The sequence below is a fragment of the Enterovibrio norvegicus FF-33 genome, from assembly GCF_000286835.2.
Taxonomy (GTDB): Bacteria; Pseudomonadota; Gammaproteobacteria; order Enterobacterales; family Vibrionaceae; genus Enterovibrio; species Enterovibrio norvegicus_A.
Genome location: NZ_AJYD02000038.1, coordinates 2,210,283 through 2,224,747, shown reverse-complemented (window position 1 = coordinate 2,224,747; position 14,465 = coordinate 2,210,283). Strand labels below are relative to the sequence as shown.

Below are 14,465 nucleotides of genomic sequence, written 5' to 3'. Positions count from 1 at the left end.
GTAGGCGATACGTTTCTCTACAATGCCATCTCTTAGATGGCATTTTTATTTGATCGATTATGTACAGTGTTTTATTGTTATGGGTGTTGCGTGACAAAGAAGAAGCGGTCATTGTCTAAGCATCGTGGATGTGTGACAATTTTTGACATTGCCGTGTGATTTGACCTGATTGCACTAAGCCGAAAGAACACACTCAGGGCAGCAAGGTTGCTGTTGACGAAACATGAAAGAGGATATCTAGATGAAGCGAATCCAGTGGTTTGTCTTATCAGCACTTTTGAGCCTTCCTTTGGCCGTAAATGCCGAAGAAAGTAGTTGGGACAAAGCGAAAGAATCTGCCGCAGAAGCGTGGGATTCTGCAAAAGAAGCCGGCGGAAGCGCATGGGATGCCACCAAAGAAAAAAGTGGTGAGTTACTTGATAAAGCCGAAGAAGGCAGCAGCAGTCTTTGGGACAGTACCAAAGAAAAAAGTGCAGATGTTTGGGATAAAACCAAAGAAAAAAGCGGTGAACTTGCAGAAGAAGCCAAGAAAAAAGCGGATGAAGTTCTCACCCCTGAAGACAAAGAGCCCGCTCCAATCCCAGCCCCCGCACCAGTGAAACCGCTCGACCCTGACAATGCACCAGATCTTAACCAGTCCGCGTAACGTCCTCTGAATCTAACAGCCTCGCATTCAACGTGATCTGTCTGCTCTTACACATTCCCTGACAGATCGCGTTAGCATTCTCATCGTTTCTTGTCTTGTGATTGAATTCAAAGTTGCAATAAAACATAGCGTTATATTGGATGATAGAATTGAGAAATTGTTCTCATGACGTGATGGTGTGGTTGTTTTCGATGAATGTAGAGAATCTTATGGAAGAAAGAAGTAAAGCATATCTATTGAAATATCTCAGCGCGCTACCATCCGGAGTGGCAGATAAATACGCGTCATTTAGTGCAGACTATTTCTGTGCTGATGAGTACAACGCGAATGTTTGTGCTGACTTGATTTTGCGGGGAGAAAAGCAAGCCTCCTGCGGAATGGAATATTGGCATAGCAACAAAGGTGAACCGATGCCAGAAGTTGGTCACCTTCAAGTAGTGACGCGATGGGATGGCACACCAATATGCATTGTAGAGATTACCTCGGTCTCTACGTGTAAATACTCTGACGTGACGGCTGAGTTCGCTGCCGCAGAGGGAGAGGGCGACAAAACGTTAGCATGGTGGCGTGAAGCTCACTGGCAGTTTTTCTCGCTTGAGTGCCAAGAGTTGGACATTAAACCCAGCGAAGACATGATGTTGGTATTGGAGCGATTTAAGGTTGTTTACGCCTAAAAATTCATCAGATTTTCCGCATTCATAGGTATGGAGACATTATGATTAAGCGTGTTGGTAACACTGTGATTCAAGACGTTCACCGAGCAACGTGTCATTGCGGTGGCGTAGAGTTGGCGCTTTCTCTTCCTAACGGCATTGATAAGCCGCGACGTTGTGATTGTTCAATATGCCGACGCAAAGGGGCGATTGTTGCATCGGTTAAACTTGATGGTATTCGTATCGTGAAAGGTGAAGCCTTGCTCAAGCTTTATCAATTCAACACCCAAACCGCAAAGCACTACTTCTGCTCAGAATGCGGGATTTATACGCACCACCAGCGTCGTTCTGATCCAACTGAATATGGTTTCAATGTGGGATGCCTTGAAGGGGTTAATCCATTTGATTTGGGCGACGTAGTGACGAATGACGGTGTAAATCACCCGGCGGACAAACCAGGCTAAATATTTTTCAGATCAAAAAGGGTGCGAATAAATCGCACCCTTTTTGCTCACTCACTTCTCATTCACCTTTCAATCATGTATTACTCGCGCTTCGTTCGATCGTATTATACGTCTTTGGCTGGCGGGAGGCTCTGACCTGATTGCATATGAAGATGTACATCTTGTTGTGGAAAAGGAATGGAAATACCTTCTTTATCAAATCGCACTTTTACTTCTCGGGTTATATCCCAGTAAACGTCCCAGTAATCATCGGTTTTGACCCAAGGGCGAACGATGAAATCGACCGATGAGCTATTCAAAACATGAAGCTTGATCATAGGCTCTGGTGCACGAAGCACAGAAGGGTGGTTGTTCACAATGTCGTTTAGCACTTCTTCAACGTGTGGAATACTGTCGCTATAACTCACACCAAATACCATGTCTACCCGACGCACCCGTTCATGCGTCACGTTCTTAATCACATCGCCCCAAATTTTACTATTCGGCACAATGATAATTTGGTTATCAAATGTTTTGATCGTGGTATTCACTAAACTCATGTGGCTGACCTTGCCTTCCACACCGCCAGCAGCGACAAAGTCACCCACATCGAACGGGCGGTAAATAAGTAGCATCATGCCCGCCGCGAAGTTAGATAAGGTGTCTTGCAATGCGAAACCGACAATCACACCGGCAATACCGAAACCAGTGAGTATGGGGGTTAAGTTCAGGCCGATTTGAGACAGAGCGATCAGGATACCAATAAACCAAACCGCTTTGCCGGACATGGAAATGAAAAATTCCTGCATGAGCTGCGAGAATTTGAGGTTCTTTGAAACGACGGCGCGCTTAACGACTTTTCGGGTGAGTTTCGCTATCTGCCGCGCAATCAATAAGATGATCAAAAATACGATGAGTTGGAAGATGTGCTGCGGTGCATTTTCTATCACCCAGTCCCATAATTTGCTCGACCACGTTTTGACTATGGACAGCAGCACGTCGCTGCTGAGCAGGTCTTGAGTCACGTTACCTGTCACTTCAAAAAATAGGCGTTTGTATTCTGCAGTGGGTATCCCAACATTGTCCGCCAATTCAATCATGACTTTTAGGCTGCTGGTGGTGATGTCCATTCTTCGCTGGGACATGAGCTTAGAAAGTTGAATGCTGGCTTTCTCAGCTTCAGGCGCCACTTTAAGTTGCGCGTCGTCTGCACTCAGTTGTTGTCTGAGGTATTCGACATTCGCGGCGAGTTGTTCGGCTCTTTGTGTAATGACCTTGGTGAGGTTTTGCTCTTCTTGGGGCTTGAGGGCATCGAGCTTCTTGAGCCATTGAATATTCTGTGATGTTTCTTCGTACATGCTGTCGAGGTATTTACGAGATTCCTCATACTCTGCAAGTAAGGCAAACTTGTCTTCATTTTTGGCGTTATTAAGCTTTTCAGATAACTCAGCAGCACGTTGTGTCAGGTATTTAACCCCATCGTTGGCGTAGGTCTGCTGCTGTCTGATTTGTTCAATAAGAAAAGGCGTATCGATTGACCCACTTTTGACGCCATTGGCGATCAAGTCTCTCAACTGCTCGTTTTTTTGAAACATCTGTAGTTGCAGCGCGAGCTTATCATCACCGCTCACTTGTTTTTGTAGGGTAACCAGCGTGGTGAGTTCTTTATGCAGGGTGTTGATTTGGTCTTGGGCGTTTGCAGCGCGGGTTTCGCTCGCAGTTGCTGGTGCTTCAGTGCTTGCTAAGGCAGGTTGAGTGAATGCAAAAAGAATCACGAACAGCGTTGCAGCAACACAAAGGGGGACGCGTAAGTTCATTGAAACGGCTCCATCGATTCAAGGCGATTAGGTGAGAAGTATGGCATTTTGTATGCCGACTGGCATTGAATCTCCCTCTCACAATTGAACAATCAGAACGGTTGGTGACAGGAGCGTGACCTTCGTGCCGCTTCGGAAGTTCGGTGTAGTGACTCTGGTGCATATTGGTCTTAGAAATATCCTGTTACTTTACTTAAATTTACGTTCACCTGATTGATCAGCAATCAATTCGGACGCAATATAGCCACGTTAATTACCTTGCTTAGAATAAGGAGATTCATCGATGAGTAATACGTCTTCATTATCGAAAACGACCATCGCACTGCATTGGGCAGTTGCTGTAGTGATCATTGGCATGCTTGCCGTTGGCTCTTATATGGTTGACCTGCCGAAAGGCCCTGACAAGGGTGAGCTAATTGGTCTTCATAAATCAATCGGATTCATCGTGCTTATACTCGCTTCACTGCGTGTGCTTTGGCGTTTGAAAGAAGGGCAAATTACGCCGATTCCTGGTTCACCTAACTGGCAGGAAAAAGCAGCAAAAGGGGCGCATCACCTGTTGTTGCTGGCGACAATTTTAATGCCTGTTTCTGGGATTATGATGTCGGTGGGTGGCGGTCGCGGGCTAGATGTATTCGGTGTGAGTTTGATTGCTGGCGGGGAGAAAACAGAATGGATGCAGGCCGTTGGACATGAAACTCATGAAATACTGGCGTTTATCCTTATCGCTGTGATTGTTTTACATGTGGCAGGCGCGGTTAAACACCACCTTGTTGATAAAGACATGACGTTGAAGCGCATGCTGGGTAAATAGTCACGTTACCCACGACAGTGTCACTCCGTTGTTGGTTACTTTGCTGTTGCGCCCGTGTCGTTTTGTCATCTTCGTCACGTGCGCATCGTCATTTTTCTTTCCAAATCAAAGCGTCTAATCGAGAGCCATCTTCATTTTTTGTTCGCAATAGCCTGATAGCCTTATGAAACATGATTGTTATATCAGCCATGTTTCATCACCATGCACAGTTCGCGGTCGTGCTTTTTCAAAACCAATGGAAGGCAGTAAGATGCGACGAATTATTTTCAACCAAAAAGGTGGCGTGGGTAAATCGAGTATTACGGTCAATCTTGCAGCCCTCAGCGCTGCAAGTGGTAAGAAAACCCTGCTGATTGATTTAGATATTCAGGGAAACAGTAGTCACTATCTGGGCATTGATATCAACGGCAAAAATGACAGAAGCGTGGCTGATCTGTTTGATCAAACCGTTTCATGGTTTTCGGTTTCAACGCCTATCAAACAATTCCCTCAACCTACAGCGTATGAAAACCTCGATATTATTCCGTCTAGTCCTCGCCTTGCGGCACTTGAGCCTGAGCTTGAACGTCGCTATAAAATATACAAACTGCGCGAAGCCTTGGACGAACTAGAAAGCGAATACGAACGCATTTACATTGATACACCGCCGAATCTCAACTTCTATAGCAAAGCGGGCTTGATTGCCGCCCACAACCTGCTGATCCCTTTTGATTGCGACACCTTTTCACATCAGGCATTACTGACCTTGATGGATAACCTCGCAGAGCTTCGTAACGATCACAATCGTAAACTGGCGCTTGAAGGGGTCGTGGTCAATATGTTCAACGGACAGGCTAAGTTTCCGGCTTTAATCATCGAGAACGTGCGTGAACTGGGTTTGCCATTACTTGAGCCGTTTATTCCGCAATCGGTGAAAATGAAAGAATCCCACTATCATCAAAAACCGCTGGTTCATTTTGCACCTCAGCATAAGTTGTCAAAAAGTTTCGCGGAGTTATACGCCAAGCTAGAAGCGCCCATTGAAGAAACGACAACTGAAGAAACGGCCATTTGATTCATAACCCGCAGAAGTATGTTATCTGTTTTACGAAGTTGATAAGCAAACGGGTATCTCAAGTGATGGATTGACGTAACCTTTGACAAAGTTACATTATGGCGTAACATTTAATTATGTTACTTAATGGTGTAACTCGAGGGTGAGATGAAAAAGCACTATGCAGGGGTGATCACTGGAGACATTGTGGGCTCGACAGACATGAGCGAGTCCACCCGTCAGGCTTGTTTGGCCGCCTTAAAACGCTGCTTTGAAGATTTTGGCGAGCGCGATGTTAGCGGCGAAACGGTTGGCGAGATATATCGTGGCGATGCATTCCAGCTCTACACCAATACCCCAGAACGCGTGTTCGACATGGCGATGACCATTCGCATTGCGCTCAAAAGCATTGATGGTTCTGCTGACGCGAGGTTGTCACTGTCTGTGGCGCCAGCAACGCAAAGAGAACTTCCGGTCAGAATGGCCAATAATTCCGATGCGTTTATATTGTCAGGCCGACGCTTGGATACCATGAAAAGCCAACGCTTGGCATTCACGGCGGATGAGATTGATTTTGCCAGTGACGTGAACTTGGTGGTTTCCCTTCTTGACGATCACATCACGCAACTGACCACTAAGATGGCAGTAGCATTGTCTGTTTGGATGAAAAATCCAACAGCCCAGCACACGGTTCTTGCACAAAAGCTCGGCATAACTCGAAGCGCATTCACAAGAATCATAAACCGAGCCCACTACGCGCGTATTGAAGAAACCAGTAAGTGGTATGCTGATAGACTTTCACGTTATCAGTGTGCTACGGAGGGGTAGGTATGGTATTAACACTGCTACTGGTGTTAGTTGTTGTTCACGTATGTGTTGAGTTCTACCTCTTTCCTGTCATCGCTCGGCGTGCGCGCCACGTTTACCTTTCCGTGCTCATTGAAAGCGTCCTTTCGCTTGTCGTCTTGTACCTACTTAACATTCCCTTGCTGTGGTCTTTATTGGGTGCGCTGTTCATTGGGCTATCTAGTGTCGCCATTTCAGTTTGGTTCCGCGCGAGCCCAACAGGGCTTCGCTATTTGGTGGTTAAACAGCTGTTACATCTTCTTGTTCTGCTTATTGTTGTGCTGTTTGTTGTCGAATCTGAAGAAAGGGTGGCGGCAAAAATCGTGCTTGACCAAACCGATTGGTGGATGTTGTTTTGCTGGGGAACAGCGTATTTATTGGCAATGAAACCATCCTCCGCGGCGATTGCGTTGCTCTTGCAAAACTGGACCGACGAAGTCACAAGCACGGAGTCGAGTGGCACCAATAAGCCACTTAAAGATGCGGGTGCGTACATTGGCTATTTTGAGCGCATTCTTATCGTGACCTTTGTTTTATGGGGGCAGTTACCAGGTGTAGCATTGGTGTTAGCGGCAAAATCGGTGTTTCGTTTTGGCGATTTAAAAGATCACGGAAGCCGAATGTTTACCGAATATGTCATGTTGGGAACATTCGCCAGCGCACTATTTGGCATAGGTTGTGGGTTACTCGGCGGGTACTTAAGCAAGTTCTAACGACATGACGAATTGAATGCAGATTGCGTTATTGTTTTCTTTCTCTTTCTGCTCTTCAGAAGTAATACGTTAGCGTGATTTCGCCGTAGCTGTCAGGTTCTAGCCCATAAAAAAAATCGTTGGCTGACATGGCGGATAGATCAAAAAACGACGCTTCTAGGTCAATGTTTTGAGTGAGGCGGCGGGTCAACGTGATTTCGATAATATTGCTGCCATGATCGAGGTCGTGAAGAACGGAAAGGCTGATTTCAGTGGAATCAACGTCATTCAGCGAGGTGTGCACTGCCAGCAATACATCATGTTGGTACAGTGAAAGCAGATCTTCGCCCAATGTGTTATCACTGTACTCTGCGACCCACCTGAGATCTGCACCGCTATCAAAGACACTAAACACGCTATATTCGCCAGCGATGACATACTGAGTGGTTTCATCAAAGTCGCCGCGAAGAGTAGGGGCATCAGACACATTCAGCACTTCAAATTTAGTCAGCAAATTGCCCATGACCCGCTGCACTTCCATTCCGATGTGTGTCCCTACCGTATAAATGGGTGCAAATCCCCCGGCCTCCACCACAAACGCGGGCTCTCGGTTAATCCCATGGAAGCCCAATAACGCGATATCCATGTCGTCAAAAGAATACGCGTACCGTGCAGCGAATCCTGGGTAATAGGCGTGTTGACTATCGCGCCATTGAACGTTCTCGCCATCAATATCAAAACCAGCAGAAAGGCGTTCAGAATACTCACGAAAACGTCGTTTGGGCGTATAAGGCAGATAGTAAAATGTTGCTAATCCTTCGCCGACATAGCCGGAAATGTTTACCATTGATTGGCCGAGTGATTGGTCTCCGCTAAAGTCGGTGCCGAGATCTTTTTGATTGAGTATGTTAAGGATCTGCGCGCCTTCACTTGCCCCCCAAAATACAATGTCATATCCCGCGGTAATTTCTACTTGGTCAACGTATGTATTGAAACGGCTTTTGAAAGGGTCAACAAATACGCTTTGATTGTCATGGTTTCGTGCGCGTAACGCCGGCTCTAGTATCAGCGTTGTGTCTTGCAATACATCGAAATCAAAGCGAGGAACAACGTCAATGCCGGTTTGGTTGGAAGGTAAACCATCACGGGACTCCCAAAAGTGCCGATAACCCAACAAGATCTCTCCTGTTGGTGACTGCGCCCAACTCACACTGATGTTTAGCGCCGAAATAAGGATGAAACAGAACGAGATAAGGTGGCTGACTCGCGCTAATTGTTGCTTCTCAATATTGAGCGATTGCGTAAAAACCATCCTAGCTCGCCTCATATATCTATAATTCCTGATATATTGAATAGTAAGCTGTATGGCATCAAAAGTGAAACCCACAGGAGGAGAAATGTATGTCCAGTATTGTCTCAGGGCTGATTAATTTTGGTTATAACCGCACCTTTTTAGAGCCAGTTTGGACCGTCTTTCTACTTGTACTTCTTTCAATTGCTGTGATTGATCCACAGCAGTTGTCGGTCTCGCTGCTGTTTATGGGCGACACGTTTGTGTTGATTGTTCCCTTCATTTTGGCTTCATCATTGATATATGCCTATGTAACGGCAACACAAGCAGACAGCCTGATCGCGGATGCCCTTCAGGGGCGGCCAAGTGTCGTGATCCTCACCGCGGCGATGTTTGGTGCATTGTCGCCGTTCTGTTCTTGTGGTGTCATTCCTCTGATTGCAGCAATGCTTGCGATGGGTGTGCCACTCGCGCCAGTGATGGCCTTTTGGATTGCCAGCCCCATTATTGATCCCGTCATGTATCTTTTGACTGCTGGGATTGTCAGTTGGGAATTCGCGACGATGAAGGCGTTGGGCGCTATCGTATTGGGATTGGTTGCAGGCTGGTCCGTGTATCTGGCGCAAAAGGCAGGCTATCTCGTTAATCCTTTAAAACCTTCCGTGACGGGGGATACGACAACCCTAAGCCACGTGGATAAACCTGTTTGGCGATTTTGGGAAGAAGCGCCGCGTAAAGCGGTATTTATTGAAAAGACCACCAATATCATGACGCTTCTATTGAAATGGCTAGCATTGGCCTTTTTGCTCGAAAGTTTGCTGGTGGCCTATGTGCCTACAGAGTGGGTGACGTCTTCATTTGGTGGGGATACACAAACGCCTATCTTATGGGCGGCGATCATCGGGGTTCCCGCTTACATCAATGGGTATGTCGCTGTCCCGCTTATCGCAGAGCTGATTAACAAAGGCATGCAACCGGGAGCTGGCATGGCGTTCTTGATAGCGGGTGGCATAACATCCATTCCAGCCATGATTGCCGTCGTCGCCGTGGCGCGTATTCAAGTGGTGATATTTTATGTTAGCTTCGCACTTATTGGCTCGTTTGCTTGGGGGCTCATTTACCAATTATGGGTTTAGGTAGCGCTTAAGCAATGAGTATTGACTTGGCCACGTTTCTGGCATCATTTGTGGTTCCCACACTGACGACATTGGTTTTCTTTGTGCTTTCAGCGGCACTGAGCCTGCTGTTCGCGGTGATATATGTACTGTGTGGGAGAAGCCATTCTCTCTTACTTCGTATGACGTCAAACGTTTTGATTGAGGTATCCCGCGGTGTCCCGACGGTGGTATTTGTCCTTTTGATGGGGAATGTAGGCCTGTCCCCCTATTTTTCTGGACTGGATATTGAAGGGGTGATCCCTGGGGTTGCATGGGGGTTTAGTGTTGCTGCGACCTTTATTATTGTGGGTCTTGCTTTTTCAAGCTCAGGGCATTTAGCAAAAATCATCGAAGCCGCGATTTCAACCATTAAGCAAGATACCCTCGAGTATATGGCGACGCTTCAACTCGGCACATGGGTGAAAATAAAACTGGTTTTTCTTGAGTGCGCGCCAGCACTTGTACCCACGGTGTCGGCTAGACTCGTCCATCATCTGCACAACACAGCGTTTATTTCGATGTTTCCCATTACCGGTATTTTTGCAGCGATGAGAACGGGCGTGGTTGAAACGGCGCTGGTGATCCCCTACTTAGTGTTTGCGACGATACTTTTTGTACTGCTTGGTTCCGGCGTACACATCACAGGGAATTTGCTCGCTAAGCGGCTACGGCGTCGATCTGACGTCGATCCCACCCTCAGTTTGACTGGTTAAAACCTTTTTGCAGGCTGGTGACCAATTCACTCACCATATCGCTTTCTCCGCCACAGCAATGTTCGAGTAAAAAGGTGAGAAGTACACCGATCGTCTCCATATTGACGAAATAGCGGATCATTCGGCCTTCACGTTTTCGGCGAACCAACTTGGCATTGTGCAGAATAGAAAGGTTGGTGGACATGGTATTTTGTCGAATGTTCAGACTATCAGCCACCTCTCCCGATGATAGGCCTTTTTCCCCAGCTTTAATTAACAGCCTGAATACATCCAGTCTTGTCTCTTGAGCCAATGCGGCGAATATTTTTGCGGATTCTTCAGAATTCATAGTTATAGATATTGCTGTAAAAAATAAACAGACCGTGAGCAGGCGTCACAAGTTACATCCACTTTCACGAAAGCTGTAAACCTTAGCGTTATCAACACATCGGACGTGTGGCTAAGTGAATACTAGCATGCTCATGCTAAAAACACACAGTTTCACAAACCATTGAACCAACGGGGCATTCTCATTGTTCTTATAATTGATATCAATATATCTGTATATCTAGATATAATGAATATATAAGTATCTAAACATGGTACTTAATGAACTAAACAGTGAGTAGGGGCTTCGGTGTATGGAAGGTGGCTTTGACATAGCTCAGAAGATGTTATTTGGTCTGCCTCATGCGCAACCTGGCGGCCTCGTTCTGACATGGTGTCTATTTATTACCACGATAAGCATGTCTGTTCCGCTGTCATATTTGCTGGTTTGTGCTTGCAATAAGCGTCATCGATTCGTGGTTACGTCCGATACAAGTTTTGCCTTGCTGAGAGCCATACCGCCGCTGGTGATTATCTTTACCATCGACTTCTTCTTGCCACTTGAAACGTTCGTGAAGGGCATTCTAGCGTTAACACTCTATTCCATGTCACACCTTGTGCCGATTTTTTCTAAGTACATTCATATGTACCCCGAAAATTTAGAGCGGGTCGAAAACGTGCTCAAACTGGGGCTGCTCGCACGGTATGCACGCCTGAGAGCTCACTGGGTTTTTAAAAAGAGCTTTCCTGCAATTCATACGCATTTTGTCTCACTTTTCAAAGACACAAGTATTGTCATTTTGATCGGGTTGCTTGAGCTGAGCGCGCTGACCAACCTGCTTGCGAGTCGTGCTTATCAATTGTCAGATTGGCTGACCATCTTTGGCATTTGCTCTGCGCTTTATTTCATCAACGTGCAGTTTTTAAACCTTATCGGCGAAAGACTGCGCCTCACGGTTTTTCGGACATCACACCGAATGACTCGAAGCATCAACTAAGGAGAGTTTATGTTCCCCAGAATTGTTTTCGCTATCTGCACATTGCTAACCCTTGTTTTCACCCCTGTTCACGCTAAGGAAACTGGCTCAGTTATCGATAAAGTAAAAGAGCGAGGCGAGGTCGTTGTAGGTATCCGCCAGGATAATCCTCCACACTCTTTCATCAACGAAAAAGGCGATTGGGTGGGGTTTGACGTCGATATTGCAAATGCCGTAGCCGATAAGCTTGGCGTCAAAATGAAACGGATCCCCGTTGATGAAATCACGCGGATAACCTATCTGCAAAATGGGAAGATCGATATCGCGGCGGCATCCATGAGTCATACATGGAAACGTGATGACGCTGTGGATTTCTCGCAAACCTACTTTTGGTCAGCTCAGACGTTCTTAGTGAGGACAGATGGGGCGAAATCGCTTGATGACTTGGTGGGTAAAAAAGTAGGCATGAACCGAGGCAGTCATTCAATTAGTAACTGGAAACATTGGCTAGAGAAAAACGGACATCAGGTCAATGAAGAAGACATCATCGAATTCGGAAACAAGCAAATTGCGATGAATGCGGTACTTGCTGGGAAAATTGATGGTTGGGCAGAAGATGCAGAAGTGCTTGTCAGCTATGCCAATCCTAATCCGGCACTCACGGTATTGAACGGAGAAGCGATTGGCATGAAACAAGATGGTCTCGGCGTGATTCAGAACGACAGCAAAATGCGTGACGCCGTGAATCGGGCTCTACAGGAAATCGAATCAAGCGGGGAGTACCTCACAATATATAACCGTTGGTTTGGACCTGACAGTGAAACCCCTATGCCGCTGGAAAATCGCATTGAGGTCTGGCCGCAAGGTTAGATCGGGAGAATATGAATGTTTTCACGTCAGTCGATACCTGTGCCAAATCTTTCTCAGCCAGCGCTATGCATTGAAGAAGCGAAGGTTAGCGTGACGTCTTCTGCTGCACCGCGGTTTTTTGGTGATTGGTTTTCAAACTCGCCAATTCAAGAAGCGGTGTCAGTGCTTAATGGCGTCAATCTGACTGTGCCGACAGGCGCGTGGTACATGCTGGTTGGCCCCAGTGGTTGCGGTAAGTCGACCCTGCTGAGTGTGTTGAACAACTTAACGCCGCTCAGTGGTGGGCGGGCTCTCAAGTTTGGTGTGCCAGTCGATTGCTGGTGTAAAAAATGGGAGTGTTGCCCGGGTACCCGAACCGGAACGGTTTTTCAGACACCTGCGTTATTTGATCAGCTTACTGCCATTGAAAACGTGTGCATGGGATTTGAATGTCGTGAGAAAAGTACGCTTCACGATAAACAACAAAAAGCGCTATCTGTGATGGAAGAACTGGATGTTGCGCAGTTTGCAAACCGATTCCCCACAGAACTTTCTGGCGGACAGCAGCAGCGGGTATCCATTGCACGAGCGTTGGTCGGAGACCCAGATTTGTTGTTGATGGATGAACCGCTTTCAGCACTAGACGATGCCAATGCACAGAAAGTGAATCAACTCCTCCTCGCAAGACAGCAGTCTGGCACCACGATACTCATGGCGTCTCATCGTCTAGATGGCTGCTTGGAAGCCTGCACCGCCAGAGTCGACATGAACGGCGGCGTTATCACGGAAATTCAAGCGTGTAATCACATGCCTTCAGCAATAAAGAGCGCAGATGCTGTTGCTCAACACCTCGTCATCACAAGGAATCAAAGTGTATGGAATTGAAATCGAAAGATACCCGGTTGTTCGATGTGCAACTGACCTACCAAACAGATTACTTATTCAAGAACGTCGCCAGCGAGCATGGCAACCCTGCAGGGGAGCCTTACATGAGCGACGAACCTGATCCCGTGGGAACGAACAGCGGCCCATCAACGCCGGCGCTGCTCGGCAGTGCAGTTGGACATTGTCTGTCTGCGTCGCTCTTAGAGCATATGCGCTTTCACGGCGCAAAAACCGACGAAGGATGTATCGTCACTGACGCGCAAGTTACTGTGCACAAAGGCGAAGAAGGGTATCCCCGCATCCGCGAAATCAACGTGACGATAAAGGCAAACGATGGCGGTGGTCTGAGCACTCAGAACCGAGCATCCATTGATCGGAACTTTAAGAAGCACTGCACGGTATCCGCTTCTTTATCGCCGGCTTTCCCTATCAACGTCACCGTCCAGTGGACATGAAGGAGAAAAGACGTGTCAAACCTTATGAATGAAACGCAACGCCTTGAAAGTCAGGCGTACAAAGACTTGCTGGCCTATGTCATATCCAACACCATTTCCGGCGAAATTATGGCCGTCAATAACTACACCACCATGGTGCCGCTGATTGATGATGTTGATGAAAAAATCCATGTCGTTAAGCAGGCGAGGGACGAGGGGGGGCATATCAATGCACTGTCGAAGCTCGGCAAACACATTGATTTTCCAACCATGAAAACCATGGTGGAGCCACAGTGGAAAGAGATCGGTCGCTTTGTGAAAGAGCGTGCCAGTGTCGGAGATTTAACCTCTTGCATCATTGCGCAGGACATCATGGTCGAAACCTTCGCGACGGTGGCTTATACCGCGCTGCAGCGCAACACGGATAAGTACACCAGCAGCTTGGCGGCGAGTATTCTCGTCGAAGAAATGGCTCACCTACAACATGGCGTGGATGAGATACAGCGCATGCTCGATAACGATGAAGAAGACGTACATCGCGCATTTGCATTGGCGCATAAGGCGGTGATGCCAGCCATGATGAGCATGGTGAATTACAACTGCTTTAGCTTGTGCGATCAGCTCAGTATTAAATGCTCCACCGTTTCGTTGGGCGTTATTGAGCAAGACCTCGATCAATTGCGCATTGATGCCATCGATACCTACATGGAAAAAATCGATCGTATTGGCTTTGATCCAAATCGTGTGGCGCCGTTACTTTCCTCGCTGGTGGATGATGATTCATCCAAATGGCAACCCAAAGACAAAGCAGATATTTCAGGAAACCGCTGTTGTCACTAAGGTGGCAGCCGGGTGAAACATAATGTTTTGCCCGGCCTTAACAAGGAAGGATGCCAATGCGAATTCTCG

Annotated in this window: 17 protein-coding genes; 14 read left to right on the top strand and 3 right to left on the bottom strand. The window is 47.0% G+C overall.

The annotated features are described in order from the left end of the window. The first annotated feature begins 241 nt into the window (after positions 1-241). The 3 genes from A1OO_RS18035 (at position 242) to A1OO_RS18025 (ending at position 1,763) form a co-directional block, all read left to right on the top strand. The gene (locus A1OO_RS18035) at positions 242-646 is read left to right on the top strand and encodes a hypothetical protein (protein ID WP_016958203.1); all 405 of its coding nucleotides are present in this window, start codon (positions 242-244) and stop codon (positions 644-646) included. A gap of 209 nt (positions 647-855) precedes the next feature. Then, positions 856-1,320, top strand: coding sequence for an ASCH domain-containing protein (locus tag A1OO_RS18030; protein WP_026023940.1), 465 nt, complete (start codon positions 856-858; stop codon positions 1,318-1,320). 41 nt (positions 1,321-1,361) lie between these two features. Then, on the top strand, positions 1,362-1,763 hold the full coding sequence (locus tag A1OO_RS18025; RefSeq protein ID WP_016958201.1) for a GFA family protein: 402 nt from the start codon (positions 1,362-1,364) through the stop codon (positions 1,761-1,763). A gap of 104 nt (positions 1,764-1,867) precedes the next feature. On the opposite strand, the gene A1OO_RS18020 is transcribed toward A1OO_RS18025, so the two are convergent. After that, on the bottom strand, positions 1,868-3,559 hold the full coding sequence (locus tag A1OO_RS18020; protein ID WP_017003966.1) for a mechanosensitive ion channel domain-containing protein: 1,692 nt from the start codon (positions 3,557-3,559) through the stop codon (positions 1,868-1,870). A 283-nt stretch (positions 3,560-3,842) separates the two neighbouring features. On the opposite strand from A1OO_RS18020, the gene A1OO_RS18015 reads away from it, so the two are divergent. The 4 genes from A1OO_RS18015 (at position 3,843) to A1OO_RS18000 (ending at position 6,965) form a co-directional block, all read left to right on the top strand. Further along, positions 3,843-4,373, top strand: a complete 531-nt coding sequence (locus A1OO_RS18015; RefSeq protein WP_016958199.1) for a cytochrome b — start codon at positions 3,843-3,845, stop codon at positions 4,371-4,373. 250 nt (positions 4,374-4,623) lie between these two features. Continuing rightward, positions 4,624-5,427, top strand: a complete 804-nt coding sequence (locus A1OO_RS18010; protein ID WP_017003965.1) for a ParA family protein — start codon at positions 4,624-4,626, stop codon at positions 5,425-5,427. Between the two features lie 147 nt (positions 5,428-5,574). Further along, positions 5,575-6,234 (top strand): hypothetical protein, encoded by a 660-nt coding sequence (locus A1OO_RS18005; protein WP_017003964.1) that lies wholly within the window; start codon positions 5,575-5,577, stop codon positions 6,232-6,234. Positions 6,235-6,236: 2 nt separating this feature from the next. After that, positions 6,237-6,965, top strand: a complete 729-nt coding sequence (locus A1OO_RS18000; protein ID WP_017003963.1) for a hypothetical protein — start codon at positions 6,237-6,239, stop codon at positions 6,963-6,965. Positions 6,966-7,020: 55 nt separating this feature from the next. Here A1OO_RS18000 and A1OO_RS17995 read toward each other — a convergent pair whose 3' ends face one another. Next, positions 7,021-8,256 (bottom strand): hypothetical protein, encoded by a 1,236-nt coding sequence (locus A1OO_RS17995; RefSeq protein WP_017003962.1) that lies wholly within the window; start codon positions 8,254-8,256, stop codon positions 7,021-7,023. An 89-nt stretch (positions 8,257-8,345) separates the two neighbouring features. Between A1OO_RS17995 and A1OO_RS17990 the strand changes: the two genes are divergently transcribed. Then, entirely contained in the window at positions 8,346-9,371 is a 1,026-nt protein-coding gene (locus tag A1OO_RS17990; protein WP_017003961.1) for a permease, read from the top strand. A 14-nt stretch (positions 9,372-9,385) separates the two neighbouring features. Next, the gene (locus tag A1OO_RS17985; RefSeq protein WP_017003960.1) at positions 9,386-10,105 is read left to right on the top strand and encodes a hypothetical protein; all 720 of its coding nucleotides are present in this window, start codon (positions 9,386-9,388) and stop codon (positions 10,103-10,105) included. Here the strand turns inward: A1OO_RS17985 and A1OO_RS17980 are convergent. After that, positions 10,089-10,433 carry an ArsR/SmtB family transcription factor gene (locus tag A1OO_RS17980; RefSeq protein ID WP_016958192.1) on the bottom strand — a complete coding sequence of 115 codons (345 nt, stop codon included), beginning with the start codon at positions 10,431-10,433 and terminating at the stop codon, positions 10,089-10,091. The two genes, A1OO_RS17985 and A1OO_RS17980, sit on opposite strands and share 17 nt — an antisense overlap. 292 nt (positions 10,434-10,725) lie before the next feature. Between A1OO_RS17980 and A1OO_RS17975 the strand changes: the two genes are divergently transcribed. The 5 genes from A1OO_RS17975 (at position 10,726) to A1OO_RS17955 (ending at position 14,396) form a co-directional block, all read left to right on the top strand. Further along, positions 10,726-11,409, top strand: a complete 684-nt coding sequence (locus tag A1OO_RS17975; protein ID WP_017003959.1) for a hypothetical protein — start codon at positions 10,726-10,728, stop codon at positions 11,407-11,409. Between the two features lie 9 nt (positions 11,410-11,418). After that, on the top strand, positions 11,419-12,258 hold the full coding sequence (locus A1OO_RS17970) for a transporter substrate-binding domain-containing protein (RefSeq protein ID WP_017003958.1): 840 nt from the start codon (positions 11,419-11,421) through the stop codon (positions 12,256-12,258). A gap of 15 nt (positions 12,259-12,273) precedes the next feature. Beyond that, on the top strand, positions 12,274-13,122 hold the full coding sequence (locus A1OO_RS17965) for an ATP-binding cassette domain-containing protein (RefSeq protein WP_017003957.1): 849 nt from the start codon (positions 12,274-12,276) through the stop codon (positions 13,120-13,122). A 104-nt stretch (positions 13,123-13,226) separates the two neighbouring features. Then, entirely contained in the window at positions 13,227-13,577 is a 351-nt protein-coding gene (locus A1OO_RS17960) for an OsmC family protein (RefSeq protein ID WP_241819172.1), read from the top strand. Positions 13,578-13,589: 12 nt separating this feature from the next. After that, positions 13,590-14,396 (top strand): ferritin-like domain-containing protein, encoded by an 807-nt coding sequence (locus tag A1OO_RS17955; protein WP_016958187.1) that lies wholly within the window; start codon positions 13,590-13,592, stop codon positions 14,394-14,396. Positions 14,397-14,465 lie beyond the last annotated feature (69 nt).

Excerpts from the sequence above, each read along its gene's own strand:
- A1OO_RS17970 (WP_017003958.1), top strand. The coding sequence starts at position 11,419 with ATGTTCCCCAGAATTGTTTTCGCTATCTGCACATTGCTAACCCTTGTT.
- A1OO_RS17965 (WP_017003957.1), top strand. The coding sequence starts at position 12,274 with ATGTTTTCACGTCAGTCGATACCTGTGCCAAATCTTTCTCAGCCAGCG.
- A1OO_RS17975 (WP_017003959.1), top strand. The coding sequence starts at position 10,726 with ATGGAAGGTGGCTTTGACATAGCTCAGAAGATGTTATTTGGTCTGCCT.
- A1OO_RS18005 (WP_017003964.1), top strand. The coding sequence starts at position 5,575 with ATGAAAAAGCACTATGCAGGGGTGATCACTGGAGACATTGTGGGCTCG.
- A1OO_RS18035 (WP_016958203.1), top strand. The coding sequence starts at position 242 with ATGAAGCGAATCCAGTGGTTTGTCTTATCAGCACTTTTGAGCCTTCCT.
- A1OO_RS18010 (WP_017003965.1), top strand. The coding sequence starts at position 4,624 with ATGCGACGAATTATTTTCAACCAAAAAGGTGGCGTGGGTAAATCGAGT.
- A1OO_RS17990 (WP_017003961.1), top strand. The coding sequence starts at position 8,346 with ATGTCCAGTATTGTCTCAGGGCTGATTAATTTTGGTTATAACCGCACC.
- A1OO_RS18020 (WP_017003966.1), bottom strand. The coding sequence starts at position 3,559 with ATGAACTTACGCGTCCCCCTTTGTGTTGCTGCAACGCTGTTCGTGATT.
- A1OO_RS18030 (WP_026023940.1), top strand. The coding sequence starts at position 856 with ATGGAAGAAAGAAGTAAAGCATATCTATTGAAATATCTCAGCGCGCTA.
- A1OO_RS18025 (WP_016958201.1), top strand. The coding sequence starts at position 1,362 with ATGATTAAGCGTGTTGGTAACACTGTGATTCAAGACGTTCACCGAGCA.
- A1OO_RS17960 (WP_241819172.1), top strand. The coding sequence starts at position 13,227 with ATGAGCGACGAACCTGATCCCGTGGGAACGAACAGCGGCCCATCAACG.
- A1OO_RS17980 (WP_016958192.1), bottom strand. The coding sequence starts at position 10,433 with ATGAATTCTGAAGAATCCGCAAAAATATTCGCCGCATTGGCTCAAGAG.
- A1OO_RS17995 (WP_017003962.1), bottom strand. The coding sequence starts at position 8,256 with ATGGTTTTTACGCAATCGCTCAATATTGAGAAGCAACAATTAGCGCGA.
- A1OO_RS17985 (WP_017003960.1), top strand. The coding sequence starts at position 9,386 with ATGAGTATTGACTTGGCCACGTTTCTGGCATCATTTGTGGTTCCCACA.
- A1OO_RS18015 (WP_016958199.1), top strand. The coding sequence starts at position 3,843 with ATGAGTAATACGTCTTCATTATCGAAAACGACCATCGCACTGCATTGG.
- A1OO_RS18000 (WP_017003963.1), top strand. The coding sequence starts at position 6,237 with ATGGTATTAACACTGCTACTGGTGTTAGTTGTTGTTCACGTATGTGTT.